Consider the following 14,587-nt stretch of genomic DNA (forward strand, 5'->3'; position numbering starts at 1 on the left):
CGGCCCCGCGAAGTCGCAGGGCCGGACGCTCTATTCATGGCATGGCTGACGCCATGCGCAAGATCACTTCAGCTCGACCTTGGCGCCGGCCTCTTCGAGCTTCTTCTTCATCTCTTCGGCTTCTTCCTTGGAAGCCTGCTCCTTGACGGCCTTGCCGCCGGCCTCGACCAGGTCCTTGGCTTCCTTGAGGCCCAGGCCGGTGATGGCGCGGACTTCCTTGATCACGTTGATCTTCTTCTCGCCGGCGGAGACGAGGATCACGTCGAACTCGGTCTTTTCCTCTTCGGCGGCGGCGGCTTCGCCGGCCGGACCGGCCATCATCACGGCGCCGCCGGCGGCGGGCTCGATGCCGTAATCGTCCTTGAGGATGTTCTTCAGCTCGTTGGCTTCCAGCAGGGTCAGGGCGACCAGCTGCTCGGCGAGGGACTTGAGATCAGCCATTGTTCTCTTCCAGTTCCAGTATGTTTGCGTTCAGGCCATCGTCGCGGTCACGCGGGAGGCCTCAGGGTGCGCAGCACGCCTTGATCACGCGTCCTCTTTTTCCGTGATGGTCTTGAGGACGCCCGCGATGTTGGTCGCGGGGGCCGTGATCGCGTTGATGAGGTTGGACGCGGGGGCGAGCAGCGAGCCGACGATGGACGCCAGCACTTCCTCGCGGGACGGCATCTTGGCCAGAGCCATGACGCCTTCCGCATCCAGGACCGTCGCGCCCATGGCGCCGCCAATGATGACAAGCTTGTCATTCTTCTTGGCGTATTCCTCGATCACCTTGGCGGGCGCCACGGGATCTTCGGCATAGGCGAGAACGGTCTGCCCCGTGAGATGGGCTTTCAGCCCCTCGCAGGGTTTGCCCTCAAGGGCGATCTTGGCGAGCGTGTTCTTGGCGACGCGGACATGCCCACCGGCAGCCCGCATCTTGATGCGGAGATCCGACATCTGCGCGACCGTGAGACCGGCGTAGTGACACACCACGACCGACCCGGACTCGGCGAAGGCCTTGTCGAGCTCTTCGACAACGGCGGACTTCTGCGCTCTGTCCATGGTTCGCTCCAAGTTCATGGGAGGCTCGCGCCTCCCGGCTCCAAGCGCCGCCGGGGTGAATCCCCGCCGACGGTTCAGGTCCCGTCCGGGTCCCGAGCCAAGGTCGCCGCACGCGGCGAATTGGAACTCGTTCCCCGTCTATGGCGGGAGATTAAGAGGACCCGAGGGCCCTCGCCCGCCGTCTCGGACGAGAGGGGCGTCCGGATCGCTCCGAAAACCCCTTCACACCGGCCCGGTCCCGCCCCCGAGGGGACGGAACCGATCCGGATCTCACTCGGCGGACGTGGAGGCCACGTCGACCGACACGCCCGGCCCCATGGTGGAGCTGAGCGAAATCTTCTTCAGGTACACGCCCTTGGCGCCGGTCGGCTTGGCGCGGGACACCGCGCCGACGAAGGCGCGGATGTTCTCGGCGATCTGCGCGGCGTCGAAGGACGCCTTGCCGACGCCGCCATGCACGATCCCGGCCTTCTCGACGCGGAACTGCACTTCGCCGCCCTTGGCGTTCTTGACCGCCTGGGCCACGTCCATGGTCACCGTGCCGACCTTGGGGTTCGGCATCAGGCCGCGGGGGCCCAGCACCTTGCCCAGACGACCGACGATCGGCATCATGTCCGGCGTGGCGATGCAGCGATCGAACTCGATCTTGCCGGACTGGATGGTCTCCATCAGGTCCTCGGCGCCCACGATGTCGGCGCCGGCGGCGGTGGCCTCATCGGCCTTCGGGCCGCGGGCGAACACCGCCACGCGCACCGTCTTGCCGGTGCCGTTGGGCAGGGTCACCACGCCGCGGACCATCTGGTCCGCGTGACGGGGGTCGACGCCCAGGTTCATCGAGATCTCGATCGACTCGTCGAACTTGGAGGTGGCGTTGGACTTCACCAGGGACACGGCCTCGTCGAGCGGCAGGAATTCCTTGCCTTCGACGGCGGCGCGGTTGGACTTCGCGCGCTTGCTCAGCTTAGCCATGATCAGCCCTTCACCTCGATGCCCATCGACCGGGCGGAGCCCAGGACGATCTGCATCGCCGCTTCGATGGTGTTGGCGTTGAGATCGACCATCTTGGCCTCGGCGATCTCGCGCACCTGCTTGACGGAGACCGAGCCGGCCACGTCGCGGCCCGGCTTCTGCGATCCCGACTTCAGCTTCGCGGCCTTCTTCAGCAGGAAGGACGCCGGCGGAGTCTTGATCACGAAGGTGAAAGACTTGTCCTGGTAGTAGGTGATGATCGTCGGGCACGGCGCGCCCGGCTCCATCCCCTGGGACGCCGCGTTGAATTCCTTGCAGAACATCATGATGTTCAGGCCGCGCTGACCCAGCGCGGGGCCGATGGGCGGCGAGGGGTTCGCCTTGCCCGCAGGCACCTGCAGCTTCAGGCTGCCGATGATCTTCTTGGCCATCTGGCCTCTCCTTCATCCCGCGCTTCGGGTCGCGTCCCGTCGCGCTTCACGGTTAGCGGTACGGCTTCGGCGACGCGTCGCCCCGGCCTCCCGCGCCTGACGCCTCAGCCCGTCTTCTGGACCTGGGCGTATTCCAGCTCGACCGGGGTGGACCGGCCGAAGATCGACACCGCCACCTTCAGGCGGGCGCTGACCTCGTCGACTTCCTCCACCATGCCGGTGAAGCTTTCGAACGGGCCGTCGGTGACCTTCACCTGCTCGCCGATCTCGAAGGTGATGGCGGGGCGCGGACGCTCCACGCCTTCGGCGACCTGGGAGATCAGCCGCTCCACTTCCGAATCGCGCAGCGGGGTCGGACGGCCCATCGGGCCGAGGAACCCGGTCACCCGGTTGGTGTCCATGACGAGGTGATAAGCCTCGTCGGACATCTGCATCTTGACCAGCACGTAGCCGGGCATGAATCGTCGTTCGGTCTGGACCTTCTTGCCGCGGCGAAGCTCCACGACCTCTTCGGTCGGCACCAGAACCTCTTCGATCTGGTCTTCCAGATCGTTCTGGCGCGCGCCCTCCTTGATGGCCTCGGCCACCTTCTTTTCGAAATTGGAGAGCACGTGGACCGTGTACCAGCGCTTGGCCATACCGCCTGTCTCGACCTCGCTTCGGGGACCCTTGAACCGGGCCGCCTTTGCCTCAAAACACCAAGCGCGCGGCCTGCGGGACCGGACGTCCCGAATCGCTGCGCGCCATGATGCGTGATGGGAGCGCCCCGACTATCCTCGCGTCCGCCCGAAGGCAAGGGCGAAGTGCCGGCGCGACAACGCCGCCGGAACCCCCGAACGGGCCGGCGGCGCCTGCGTCGGGCCGGGGGCTCAGAGCCCGAGGCGGAAGATCTGATCGATGCCGAGCGCGATGATCTGGTCGACGGTGAAGAAGAGGATCGCGGCCAGGGTGGCCATCACGAACACCATGATGGTGGTGACGATCGTCTCCTTGCGGGTCGGCCAGACGACCTTCGCCGCCTCGGCGCGGACCTGCTGGACGAACTGGAGCGGGTTGGCGCCGGCCATGTCGGGATCTCCTCAGCGGGTCCGTGGGGGCGCCCGCCGGAATTCGGCGGCGCCGCCCGGGCGCGCGTCCGGTCCGGGCCGGAGACGCGCCTCGAATTTCGCTGGCAGGGGCGGGGGGACTCGAACCCACGACCCTCGGTTTTGGAGACCGATGCTCTACCAACTGAGCTACACCCCTCCAGCGGAGGCAGGCTCTACCGGCTCCCAGATGGGAGGTCAAGCGGCCCCGCGCAAGACGGAGCCGCTCAAGGGCCGCAGGGCCGCCGAACGCAGCGTCAGGCGGCGTCGCGGCGACGCTTGCGGGCGACGACCCCCATGCCGACGAGCCCCGCGCCCAGCATCGGAAGCGCCGCGGGCAGCGGCACCGCCGAGACCTCGGCCTTGGAGGTGACGAAGCTCTGGGTGTCGCCCTCGGCGTGGTTGAACGTCACCACCGTGGTCATCGAGAACGGCGAGCTTCCGTCGATGTCCTCGAAATAGTCCTGCGAGAACGAGTCGAAGGCGGCGCCGGACGCGGAGAAGGCGAAGGCGTCCCCGATCTCCTCCGCCATGCCGTAGGCGGCGTTGGACGGGTCCCAGAAGGCCTGGACCGTGACCTCGTCCGCCGCGAAGCCGCCCAGCGAGTGCTGACCGAGCCATTCGTCGGACCCGAGGGTCAGGCCCGTCTGGGTGGCCATGAAGGTCAGCGTGCCGTCGTCGGCCAGGCTGTTGCCCTCCAGCGACAGGGCCAGGTCCGGGGTCGGGCAGCCGGAGGCGCAGCCGCTGACCTGCGCGGAGGTCAGCCCCCATTCGGACAGGGCCGGGGAGCCGGGCGCGGAACTGTCGAAGTCGATGGCCCCGACGGTCGGGTCGGTGTCGCCGACGCCATTGTCGGCGACGTCGACCTGGCCGGCCGAATCGAGCATGCGGATGGACAGGGCGTCGGCCGGCCCCGTCGCGGCGACGCAGAGCGCCGTGGCGGCCGCGAGCGTCGCGGTCCGATTGCGGTCGAAAGATATCATGGGTGGTCTCGTCCGATTTTTCTCGCAAATACGCGCGATCTTCGCCGGAATCCCCGAAACACGACCAGGGAATCCCACTAACGCCCTTACGCTCACAGTATACGGCGCCGAAATTGTGGCGACGCCCGATATAATCGCGCGTTTACTTTGCGTAATAACATATTGCTGTCAGGAAAATTAGCGGCCGTTCAGGAATTTGTTCAGAAGAACTCAAGCGCATTTCGCAACGGTGCGCAGCGTATTCAGCTCAGGACACCCCCCGCCCGGTTTGCGCGCCCCGGAAACGCAACGGGCCGGCCCGTCATTCCGACGGACCGGCCCGATCGTTCTCGCCGCCGCGCAAGCCGGCGAAGGCTCAGCCGGCGAAGCACCAGCGCAGGACCGCCTTCTGCGCGTGCAGACGGTTCTCGGCCTCGTCGAAGATGACCGAGTGGGGACCGTCCATGATCTCGGAGGTCGCCTCCTCCTCCCGATGCGCGGGCAGGCAATGCATGAACAGCGCGTCCGGCGCCGCCTTGGCCATCAGCGCCCCGTTCACCTGGTAGGGACGCAGCTGGTTGTGGCGGCGGTCGCGGGCGCCCTCGTCGTCATGCATCGACAGCCAGGTGTCGGTGACCACCAGGTCCACGCCCTCGGCGGCCTTGAGCGCATCGCGCTCGATCCGCACGTCAGAGCCCTGCGCCCGCGCCCAGGCCACGATCTCCGGGTCCGGGTCCAGCGTCTGGGGTCCGGCGAAGGTCATGTCGAAGCCGAAGCGCCCGGCCGCGTGCAGGAAGGAGGCGCAGACATTGTTGCCATCCCCCGCCCACAGCACGCGCTTGCCGGCGACCGGACCGCGATGCTCTTCCCACGTCATCATGTCGGCCATGATCTGGCAGGGATGCGAGTGGTTGGTGAGCCCGTTGATCACCGGGACCGTGGCGTGCTCGGCCATCTCGATCAGGGTCGAACGCTCGAAGGTCCGGATCATGATGGCGTCGACATAGCGCGACAGCACGCGGGCGGTGTCGGCCACCGTCTCGCCCTGCCCCAGCTGCATCTCGGAGCCGGTCAGCACCATGGTCTCGCCGCCCATCTGGCGCACGCCCACATCGAAGGAGACGCGGGTGCGGGTCGAGGGCTTTTCGAAGATCAGCGCCACCACCCGCCCCTTCAGCGGCAGGTCGTCGTCGCGCATGCCCTTGGGCCGCCCCGCCCGCGCGTCCTTGACCGCGCGGGCGTCGGCGATGATGCCCTTGAGCGTCTCGGCGGGGACCTGGTCGAGGTCGAGGAAGTGCCGCGTCATCCCGCCGCCTCCCGCTGCGCCGCCTCCACCGCGACGCAGGCGGCGTCGAGGCGCGCCATGGCCTCGTCGATCTCCGCGTCGGTGATGTTCAGCGGCGGCAGCAGGCGGATGGCGTTGTCCGCCGCCGGCACCACCAGCAGCCTTGCGTCATAGCCGGCGTTGACCACGTCCATGTTGGCCGCCTTGCAGCGGATGCCGATCATCAGCCCCTCGCCGCGAACGCTTTCCAGCACGGTGGGATGGGCGGAGATCAGCCCCTCCAGCTTCTGGCGCAGCGCCCCGGCGAGGCGGTTGACCTCCTCGAGGAAACCCGGCCCGGTCACGGTCTCCATCACCGCCACGCCCACGGCGCAGCCCAGCGGGTTGCCGCCATAGGTGGACCCGTGGGTGCCCGCGGTCATGCCCGCCGCGGCGCGCTCCGTCGCCAGGCAGGCGCCCAGCGGGAAGCCGCCGCCGATGCCCTTGGCGATGGCCATGATGTCCGGCGTCACCCCGGCCCATTCATGGGCGAAGAGCTTGCCGGTGCGCCCGACGCCGGTCTGGATCTCGTCCATGATCAGCAGCAGGCCCTCGGCGTCGCAGATCTCGCGCAGCGCCTTCAGGAAGGCGCGCTCGGGCTGGATGATCCCGCCCTCGCCCAGGATCGGCTCGATGGCGATGGCGGCGGTTTCGGGTCCGATCAGCGCCTTGACCGACTCCAGGTCTCCGTAGACCGCGTGGTCGAAGCCCGGCAGCAGCGGGCCGAAGCCCTTGGTCAGCTTCTCCCCGCCCGCGGCCGAGATGGTGGCCAGCGTCCGCCCGTGGAACGACCCTTCGAAGGTGATCACCCGGAACCGCTCGGGGTTCCCCGCATGGGAGTGGAACTTCCGCGCCATCTTGATCGCGCATTCCATCGCCTCGGCGCCCGAGTTCGTGAAGAACATGGTGTCGGCGAAAGTATGCTCGACCAGCAGCTCGGCGAGCTTCTCCTGGTTGGGGATCCGGTACAGGTTCGAGGTGTGCCAGAGTCGTCGCGCCTGGTCCTCCAGCGCCGAGACGAGCGTCGGATTGGCGTGCCCGAGCACGTTCACCGCGATGCCGGCGCCGAGATCGAAGTAACGGTCGCCTTTCTCGTCAATCAGCCATGGGCCCTGTCCCTCGACGAATGCGAGGGGCGCCCGAGCGTAGGTCGGCAGGACGGGCGTGATCACCTCTGAACTCCTTCGGAACCGGCCGGAATGAATCGAAAACGCCCCGCGCGGCGGCCGGACCGTGCGGAGCGGAGGCGGATTGGTCGGGGATCGCGTCCGAAATGTCAAATGAAAGGCGTGTCCGGGCGGGCGAAACCGGCCCCGTCAGCGCCGGCGGCCGGCGAGGGAGCCGCGCGACGACCCGCCCGCCGGCGGCGCCCGGACGCCCGCGCGGCGCCGAGGCCGGGCGCGGGCGGAACGCGGGCATGGTCACCGGGGTCGGGCGCTCGGGTCTGAAATTCGCCCATGGCGGCGTCCTTCGCAGCCCCCGCGACCGCGCCGCCCTGGCGAAACGATGCGCCCCGGCAACACCCAACTGCGCGCATTCATCCCCAACACATTGGCAAGGGGGCGCAATCGCCCGCGCCGTTGAATTTCTCAACGGTCAGGTCTAGCGACGTTCACGGGGATGACTCGAAGCGGAGCGCGTGGGGCGCGCCGCAACGCAAGGGGAACCGCCATGGCCGCAGGTCTGCAACAGCACCCGCTCCACACGATGCTGGACGAGGGCGAATACTACGCCACGGTGATCCGCGTGCAGCGCGCCGGCTACAATCTCGACACCTACGGCGCGGTCGCGGGCGCGGATTCCGCCGGCTACCTGATCCAGTACGAGAACGCGCCCGACGTCACCACGACGGTTTACGAGGGCGACCACCTCTCGGCCTGGATCGCCATCTACAACGAGAACAGCGGCGAGATCCGCGGCTTCGGCCTGGGCGACGACGAGGCCGGCCACCTGCGCATCTCCGGCTTCGACTCCGACGACGTGGAACGGGGCGTGCGCGCGGCCTACAATTTCTGGACCGATGTCGAGAATGTCGGCGGCGTGTGGACGGCGGAATTCGCCGACAACTTCCGCAACAACGGCGCCTCGCGCCAGGGCATCCGGATCGAGACCGGCGCCGAGAGCCGCTACACTAACGACCACGGCTTCATCCACGGCAACGGCTCGACCGTCGAGACGGTGCAGACCATCTCCATCGACGGCCTGCTGGAGAACCCCTGGTACGACTGGTCGACCGGCGAGGACGGCGACCTGCTGTCCGGCCTCACGTTCGGGCTCGACCTCACCTATGTGGATTACGCCGACGCCCTGCTGGTCGACGACGCGGACGAGGGCGCGGACGGGGGCGGGGACGGGGACGGCGGCCTAGGCGAGGGCGAGACCTCGGGCGGCTCGGATGACGGGACCTCCGGCGGCGGCGGCGGCGACGCGGCGGCGGTGGAATTCCACTACGGCGCCCGCGGCGCGGACCGGATCGCCGGCGACGCGGGAAATGACTGGATCTGGGGCTATGGCGGGCGCGACGTGCTCAAGGGCTTCGGTGGCGACGACGAGCTGCGCGGCGGCGCCGGCCGGGACACGCTGATCGGCGGCGGCGGCGATGACCTGATCGCAGGCGACGGCGGCAAGGACACGCTCAAGGGCGGCCGCGGAAACGACGTGCTGGAGGGCGGCCGCGGCGATGACAAGCTGGTCGGCGGCGGCGGTGACGACCTGCTCTACGGCGCCGGCCGGCGCGACACGCTGATCGGCGGCCGCGGCGACGACCTGCTGGACCCGGGCGCCGGGCGCGACGTGCTCAAGGGCGGGGCCGGCGCGGACTGGTTCTGGTTCTTCAACGACTACGGCCGCAACACGATCAAGGATTGGGAGGACGGCGTCGATCTCATCCAGATCACCAGCTACAACGCCAGCGGCCTCGAGGACCTGGAGATCCGCGACGTCCGCGCCGGCGCCGCGATCCGCTGGGAGGGGACGACGGTGATCCTCGCCGGGCGGAGCGCGGCCGAGATCGGCGCCGACGACTTCGACTTCGGCTGATCCCCCCCCTTCGACGGCACATCCCGAGGGCGGCCCAACGCGGGCCGCCTTTTTCGTCGCGCCCCGCCCGTCGCGGCACGCGCCGAATCGCCCGGAGCGCGCCGCCCCCGGTCGCGCCGGGGTGGGCGGGCGGGAGGCGCGGCCGGGGGCGGCGCGCGGCCCGCCCCCTCGAACCGCGGCACGAAAAAGGGCGCGGCCGGCCCCTCGGCCAACCGCGCCCTTCATGTTTCCGACGCCCCGAAGGGCGGCGATCAGGCCTTGCGCAGGTCCGGCGGGGTCGCCTCGGCCACGAAGGCCTCCAGCGCCTCCTCCAGCCCCAGGACCTTCGAGCCCTGGGCCCCCAGCCGCCGCACGGCGACCGAGCGGTTCTCGACCTCCTGCCGCCCCACGGCTAGGATCGCCGGGACCTTGGCGAGGCTGTGCTCGCGGACCTTGTAGTTGATCTTCTCGTTGCGGGTGTCGGCCTCGGCCCGGATGCCGGCGGCGCGCAGGGCCGCGACGACCTCCGCGGCGTAGCCGTCCGCGTCCGAGGTGATCGTCGCCACCACCACCTGTTTCGGGGCCAGCCACAGCGGGAAACGCCCGGCATGGTTCTCGATCAGGATGCCGAGGAACCGCTCGAACGACCCCAGGATCGCCCGGTGCAGCATCACCGGGCGCACGCGCTCGTCCTGGTCGTTGACATATTCCGCGTCCAGCCGGTCGGGCAGGTTGAAATCGGCCTGGAAGGTGCCGCACTGCCATTCCCGCCCGATGGCGTCGGTCAGCTTGAAGTCCAGCTTCGGGCCGTAGAAGGCGCCCTCGCCCGGATCCACCTCATAGGGCAGGCCCAGCGCCTGGATCGCCTTCTCCAGCGCGGTCTCGGCCTTGTCCCAGACCGCGTCCGAGCCCACCCGCGTCTCCGGCCGGGTCGACAGCTTGATGTCGAAATCCTCGAACCCGAGATCCGTGTAGACCGTCGACAGCAGCCGGATGAAATCCGCGCATTCCGCCTCGATCTGGTCCTCGGTGCAGAAGATATGCGCGTCGTCCTGGGTGAAGCCGCGCACCCGCATCAGCCCGTGCATGGAGCCCGAGGACTCGTAGCGGTGGCAGGACCCGAACTCCGCCAGCCGCAGCGGCAGGTCGCGATAGGACTTGAGCCCCTGGTTGTAGACCTGGACATGGCACGGGCAGTTCATCGGCTTGAGCGCGTTGGTCCGCTTGGCGTTCGCATGCGCGCCGGCCTCCGACCCCTCGTCAACCTCGGTGATGAACATGTTCTCGTGGTAGTTCTCCCAGTGACCGGAAGCCTCCCACAGCTTGCGGTCCACCACCTGCGGGGTCTTGATCTCCTTGTAGCCGGCCAGCGTCAGCCGGCGGCGCATGTAATCCTCCAGCGCCCGGTAGACGGTCCAGCCGTCCGGGTGCCAGAACACCATGCCCGGCGCCTCGTCCTGGAGGTGGAACAGGTCCATCTCCCGGCCGATGCGGCGATGGTCGCGGCGCTCGGCCTCCTCCAGCTGGTGGAGATGGGCTTCGAGATCCTTGCGCGACCGGAACGCCACGCCGTAGATGCGCTGGAGCATCTTGTTGCGATGATCGCCGCGCCAGTAGGCGCCGGCCACCTTCATCAGCTTGAAGGCGTCCGGCGGCACCTGCCCCGTATGGACCAGATGCGGGCCCCGGCAGAGGTCCTGCCAGTCGCCGTGCCAGTACATGCGGATCTTCTCGCCCTCGGGGATCGCGCCGACCAGCTCCACCTTGTAGGGTTCGCCGTTGGCTTCGTAGAAGGCCACCGCGGCGTCGCGCTCCCACACTTCGGTGCGGACCGGATCGCGCTTGGCGATGATCTCCCGCATCTTCTTCTCGATCGCCGCGAGATCGTCGGTGGAGAACGGCTCCTCCCGGTCGAAATCGTAGAACCAGCCGTTGTCGATCACCGGGCCGATGGTGACCTTCACGTCGGGCCACAGCTCCTGCACCGCGCGGGCCATGATATGCGCGCAGTCGTGGCGCACCAGCTCCAGCGCCTCGGCCTCGTCCTTCATCGTCACCAGCGCCACCTGCGCGCCGTCTTCCAGCGGCGCGGTCAGGTCGACGAGCCTGCCGTCGACCTTCGCCGCGATGGCGGCCTTGGCGAGCGACTTGGAGATGTCGGCGGCGAGGTCGGCGGAGGAAGCCCCCGCCGGCATAGTCCGCGTCGCGCCGTCCGGCAGGGTCACGGTGACCTGCCGGGCCTCGACCGAGCGGTTCTCGGGACGGGCGGCGTGCGCGTCGGACATGGGGTTCACTCCAATGGGTGCGTCCCCGCTCGGGTCTCGAACGGGGCTTCGGTCTGGTTGCGTGCCGGCGCCGGGCGGTTCGCGCCGCCCCAGCGTCGTGGCGCGCACCATATGAGGGGGGGCCGGCCTGTCAAGGAAAGCCGGCGGCGGGGGACGCGGCGGGGGGCGCCCCGGCCCCGTCGCCCCCGGGCGCGTCGCAGCCGTATTGACCCCGCCTCCGCGCGACAGCATCTTGCAGACCGCTCGACGCCGCCGGCCCATTTCCGGTCGTCCCCCGGCGAGAGCGGCTTGCAGGCGCCTCGCCCCGCGGCGCGCCCCGTGACGTCGCCCCGGACGCCTGCTCCGGACGCCCTGCCCGGTCGGCCCCGCCACGGACCGTCCCACTCAACGGAGCCTGACATGTCCCCTGCCCGGATCTCCCCGCGCCGCCGCCCCGGTCTCTTTCGCCTTTCGGCGCTGGCGAGCGGGGCCGCGCTGGTCTCCGCCGGCGCCGCTTCGGGGGCGGAGCGGATCACGGGTTCGGTCGGCGGCTACATGTATATCGGGGCCGGCGTGACCGACGCCTCGATCTCCGGCGACACCGAGCTGGTCCTGATCCGCGACGGCGAGATCCACCTCAAGGCCCGGGGCTCCAGCGATTCCGGCCTCAACTTCGCGGTGCAGGTGGAGGTGGAGGCGTTCACCTCGGCGCTCGACCAGATCGACGAGAACTGGGCCCGCGTCGACGGCGCCTTCGGCGAGGTCTGGGTCGGCGGCGCCGACACCGCGCTCAACGAATACGGCCAGGTCGGGATCGTGTTCGCCACCGGCCCCTACAACTATTACGACGCCGACATCTTCGTGGCCCCCGGCGGGGTGGGCATGGTCGGCAAGGACGACGCGCTGTCGATCCGCTACGGCCTGCCGGAGAACCGCTACGGGATCCGCGCCGGCGTCAGCTACCAGCCCGACGCCACCGCCGACGGGCTCGGCGACACCGCGCGGTCGCTGCCCCGGGCGGGCGCCGGACCGCTGCGGGCCGATCACCAGGTGGCGGTGGGCGCCAGCTGGAGAAGCCCGACGCCCTATCACGGCTTCGGCCTGTCGGTGGGCGGCGGCTACCTGAACTCGGACGGCCCGGCCGGGACCGAGATGATGCATGCCGGCGCCGAGATCACCTATACCACCGGCGAGGACCTCGTGACCCTCGCCGGCTTCTGGAACCGCCGCGACGGGCGCGGGCGCACCGACCATGTGGGGCTCGGCGCCATGTACCAGTTCGACGCGTGGAAGATCGGCGGCGGCGTGATGACGGCCAACGGCACGGCGGACGCGTTGCACGCCACCTTCGGCGGGACCTACCTGCTGGCCCCGGGCGTCGACGTCAGCGCGGCGGTGGAATACGGCGAGGCGGACCTGAGCCTGGTGGGCGAGGGCTACGCGGTGCTGACCTCGCTCAACATCCGCTTCTGATCGCGCGGGCGGCCGGGGGCGCCCCCCTCGGCCCCCGCCCGGCCGCTCAGCGGCGCATCAGGCGGAACACTTCCGAGGCGCCCCAGCCCATGGCCAGCGCCACGATCAGCGCCAGCAGGCCGTATTGCAGCGGCGCCTCGCGCGACAGGGCGAACAGCCAGCGCTCCAGCCCCACCTTGCGCACGCCGACGACGGTCTCGTGCAGGTCGATCACCTGTCGGTCATGCACCAGGAACACCCGCGCCACGTAGTCGCCCTCGACGATGTTGGCGGGAAGCGCGACATGCGTGGTGAACAGGGTGGACTCGATCACCTCCACCTCGATCGGCGCCTCGACATACAGCCCCTGCGCCCGCCGCAGCCGGATCACCGCCTCGCGGAACGCATCCGGGTCGGCCACGTCCGAGGCCGCGCCGATGGTCCGCACCTGGCTGTCCAGCGCGATGCGGTGGCGCAGGTTCTCGGTGGCGCTCAGCACGTCCCGAAGCGGCCCGGTGGACGCCACCGCGTAAAAGCTCGGCGCCGCGTCCACCACGGTCGAGGCGTTGTTGGCCCAGACCCCGAACATCCGCGCCTTGCGCCGCACCGTCACCGGCGCCGAGGGGCCGGAGATGGTGACGATCACGTCCGGCTCGCCGGTCCGCGCCGGCGCGTTGCGCTTGATCGCCCCGAACACGAAGATCTCGGAGCCCGCATAGGTCGTGGTGATCGACACCTGGTTGTGGCTGAGCGCGGCCACCACCCGCTCGCGGTCCGGATCGGACCGGGCGTCTTCGCCGGGAGCGCCCCGCCCCTCGGGCAGCACCAGCACCTCGCCTCCGCCGGGCGCGACCGTGGCGCCCGGCGTCTCCCGCCCGCCGGCGGGGGCGCCCGGCGGGGCGGAGGGCGCTTCGCCCTGCATCGTGCGCGGGGCGCCGGAGCCGGAGGGGGCCGGCGGGGTCGCGTCATCGGCCGCGCCCTGGCCCAGCGCCGCGGGGGCGACGGCCCACGAGGCCCCCAGCGCCAGCAGCGCGCACAGGCCGGCGGCGATCACGGCGCGCCCCCGCCTCATGGCGCGGCCGCCAGGCTGTAGAGCTCGGCCGGCGTCGCCACCAGGTCGAAGGCGATCTTCAGGCACACCGCCAGCACCATCAGCGCCAGCCCGATGCGCAGCTGCTCGGCCTTCAGCTTCATGCCGAACCGCGCGCCGACCTGCGCGCCGGTCACGCCGCCCACCAGCAGCAGCAGCGCCAGCGCGATGTCCACGGTGAAGGTCTGGGTGGCGTGCAGCAGCGTGGTGACGCCGGTCACGAACATGATCTGGAACAGCGACGTGCCCACCACCACCGCCGTCGGCATCCCCAGCATGTAGATCATCGCCGGCACCATGATGAAGCCGCCGCCGACCCCCATGATCGCCGACAGAAGCCCCACCAGCGCCCCGATCAGGAACGGCGGGATCACCGAGATATATAGGTTCGAGGCCCGGAACCGCATCTTCAGCGGCAGCTTGTGGGCCCAGCCCCGCCGCCGCTGGCGCCGCTTCGGCGCGGTCCCCCTGCGGGCGCGGATCATCGCGCCGAGGCTCTCGATCAGCATCAGCCCCCCGACCACGCCGAGGAACAGCACATAGGTCAGCGAGACCATCAGCTCGACCTGGCCCAGCGCGGTCAGCAGCTCGAAGATCTCGACCCCGACGAAGGAGCCCGCGACGCCGCCCGCCAGCAGCACCCCGCCCATGCGGAAATCCACCGCGCCGCGCCGCCAATGCGCCAGCACGCCGGAGAAGGAGGCCGCGCAGATCTGGTTGGCCCCGGTGGCCACGGCGACCGCCGGGGGAATGCCGACGAGCATCAGGAGGGGCGTCATCAGGAAGCCGCCGCCGACGCCGAACAGGCCGGACAGGAGGCCGATCAGCCCGCCCAGTCCCAGCAGGACGAAGGCGTTCACCGAAACCTCGGCGATGGGCAGGTAGATGAGCATGAAGGCTCCCGATGTCAGGCCCGGATTACAGCCCGCGGGCAGGCCGCTTGGCAAGCGC

Annotated in this window: 14 protein-coding genes and 1 tRNA gene; 2 read left to right on the plus strand and 13 right to left on the minus strand. The window is 69.7% G+C overall.

The window, feature by feature from the left end:
- Positions 1-63 precede the first annotated feature (63 nt).
- The 10 genes from rplL to BLV24_RS15525 form a co-directional block, all read right to left on the minus strand.
- On the minus strand, positions 64-441 hold the full coding sequence (rplL, locus tag BLV24_RS15480; RefSeq protein ID WP_092683426.1) for a 50S ribosomal protein L7/L12: 378 nt from the start codon (positions 439-441) through the stop codon (positions 64-66).
- 84 nt (positions 442-525) lie between these two features.
- A complete protein-coding gene (gene rplJ / locus BLV24_RS15485) occupies positions 526-1,041 on the minus strand; it encodes a 50S ribosomal protein L10 (protein WP_092683428.1) in 516 nt (171 codons plus the stop codon).
- A 270-nt stretch (positions 1,042-1,311) separates the two neighbouring features.
- Entirely contained in the window at positions 1,312-2,010 is a 699-nt protein-coding gene (gene rplA / locus BLV24_RS15490; RefSeq protein ID WP_092683430.1) for a 50S ribosomal protein L1, read from the minus strand.
- Between the two features lie 2 nt (positions 2,011-2,012).
- On the minus strand, positions 2,013-2,441 hold the full coding sequence (gene rplK / locus BLV24_RS15495; protein WP_092683432.1) for a 50S ribosomal protein L11: 429 nt from the start codon (positions 2,439-2,441) through the stop codon (positions 2,013-2,015).
- 104 nt (positions 2,442-2,545) lie between these two features.
- Positions 2,546-3,079, minus strand: a complete 534-nt coding sequence (nusG, locus tag BLV24_RS15500; protein ID WP_092683434.1) for a transcription termination/antitermination protein NusG — start codon at positions 3,077-3,079, stop codon at positions 2,546-2,548.
- A 231-nt stretch (positions 3,080-3,310) separates the two neighbouring features.
- Positions 3,311-3,508 carry a preprotein translocase subunit SecE gene (gene secE / locus BLV24_RS15505; RefSeq protein ID WP_092683436.1) on the minus strand — a complete coding sequence of 66 codons (198 nt, stop codon included), beginning with the start codon at positions 3,506-3,508 and terminating at the stop codon, positions 3,311-3,313.
- A 102-nt stretch (positions 3,509-3,610) separates the two neighbouring features.
- Positions 3,611-3,686: transfer RNA gene (locus BLV24_RS15510), tRNA-Trp, on the minus strand.
- 97 nt (positions 3,687-3,783) lie between these two features.
- Positions 3,784-4,509 (minus strand): VPLPA-CTERM sorting domain-containing protein, encoded by a 726-nt coding sequence (locus tag BLV24_RS15515; protein ID WP_092683438.1) that lies wholly within the window; start codon positions 4,507-4,509, stop codon positions 3,784-3,786.
- Between the two features lie 355 nt (positions 4,510-4,864).
- The gene (gene argF, locus BLV24_RS15520) at positions 4,865-5,794 is read right to left on the minus strand and encodes an ornithine carbamoyltransferase (protein WP_092683440.1); all 930 of its coding nucleotides are present in this window, start codon (positions 5,792-5,794) and stop codon (positions 4,865-4,867) included.
- Positions 5,791-6,984, minus strand: a complete 1,194-nt coding sequence (locus BLV24_RS15525; protein WP_092683442.1) for an aspartate aminotransferase family protein — start codon at positions 6,982-6,984, stop codon at positions 5,791-5,793. The genes argF and BLV24_RS15525 overlap by 4 nt, the downstream gene beginning before the upstream one ends.
- Positions 6,985-7,483: 499 nt before the next feature.
- Between BLV24_RS15525 and BLV24_RS15530 the strand changes: the two genes are divergently transcribed.
- Positions 7,484-8,851: a calcium-binding protein gene (locus BLV24_RS15530; RefSeq protein WP_092683444.1), complete on the plus strand. Its 1,368-nt coding sequence runs from the start codon at positions 7,484-7,486 to the stop codon at positions 8,849-8,851.
- Positions 8,852-9,102: 251 nt separating this feature from the next.
- Here the strand turns inward: BLV24_RS15530 and thrS are convergent, their stop codons facing one another.
- Positions 9,103-11,115, minus strand: coding sequence for a threonine--tRNA ligase (gene thrS / locus BLV24_RS15535; RefSeq protein WP_092683446.1), 2,013 nt, complete (start codon positions 11,113-11,115; stop codon positions 9,103-9,105).
- 399 nt (positions 11,116-11,514) lie between these two features.
- Between thrS and BLV24_RS15540 the strand changes: the two genes are divergently transcribed.
- Positions 11,515-12,567: a porin gene (locus tag BLV24_RS15540; protein ID WP_092683448.1), complete on the plus strand. Its 1,053-nt coding sequence runs from the start codon at positions 11,515-11,517 to the stop codon at positions 12,565-12,567.
- A gap of 46 nt (positions 12,568-12,613) precedes the next feature.
- Here the strand turns inward: BLV24_RS15540 and BLV24_RS15545 are convergent, their stop codons facing one another.
- Positions 12,614-13,600, minus strand: a complete 987-nt coding sequence (locus BLV24_RS15545) for a TIGR02186 family protein (protein WP_342707999.1) — start codon at positions 13,598-13,600, stop codon at positions 12,614-12,616.
- A 14-nt stretch (positions 13,601-13,614) separates the two neighbouring features.
- Entirely contained in the window at positions 13,615-14,529 is a 915-nt protein-coding gene (locus tag BLV24_RS15550; RefSeq protein ID WP_092683450.1) for a sulfite exporter TauE/SafE family protein, read from the minus strand.
- Positions 14,530-14,587: the final 58 nt, after the last annotated feature.

The sequence above is a fragment of the Albimonas donghaensis genome, from assembly GCF_900106695.1.
Classification (GTDB): Bacteria; Pseudomonadota; Alphaproteobacteria; order Rhodobacterales; family Rhodobacteraceae; genus Albimonas; species Albimonas donghaensis.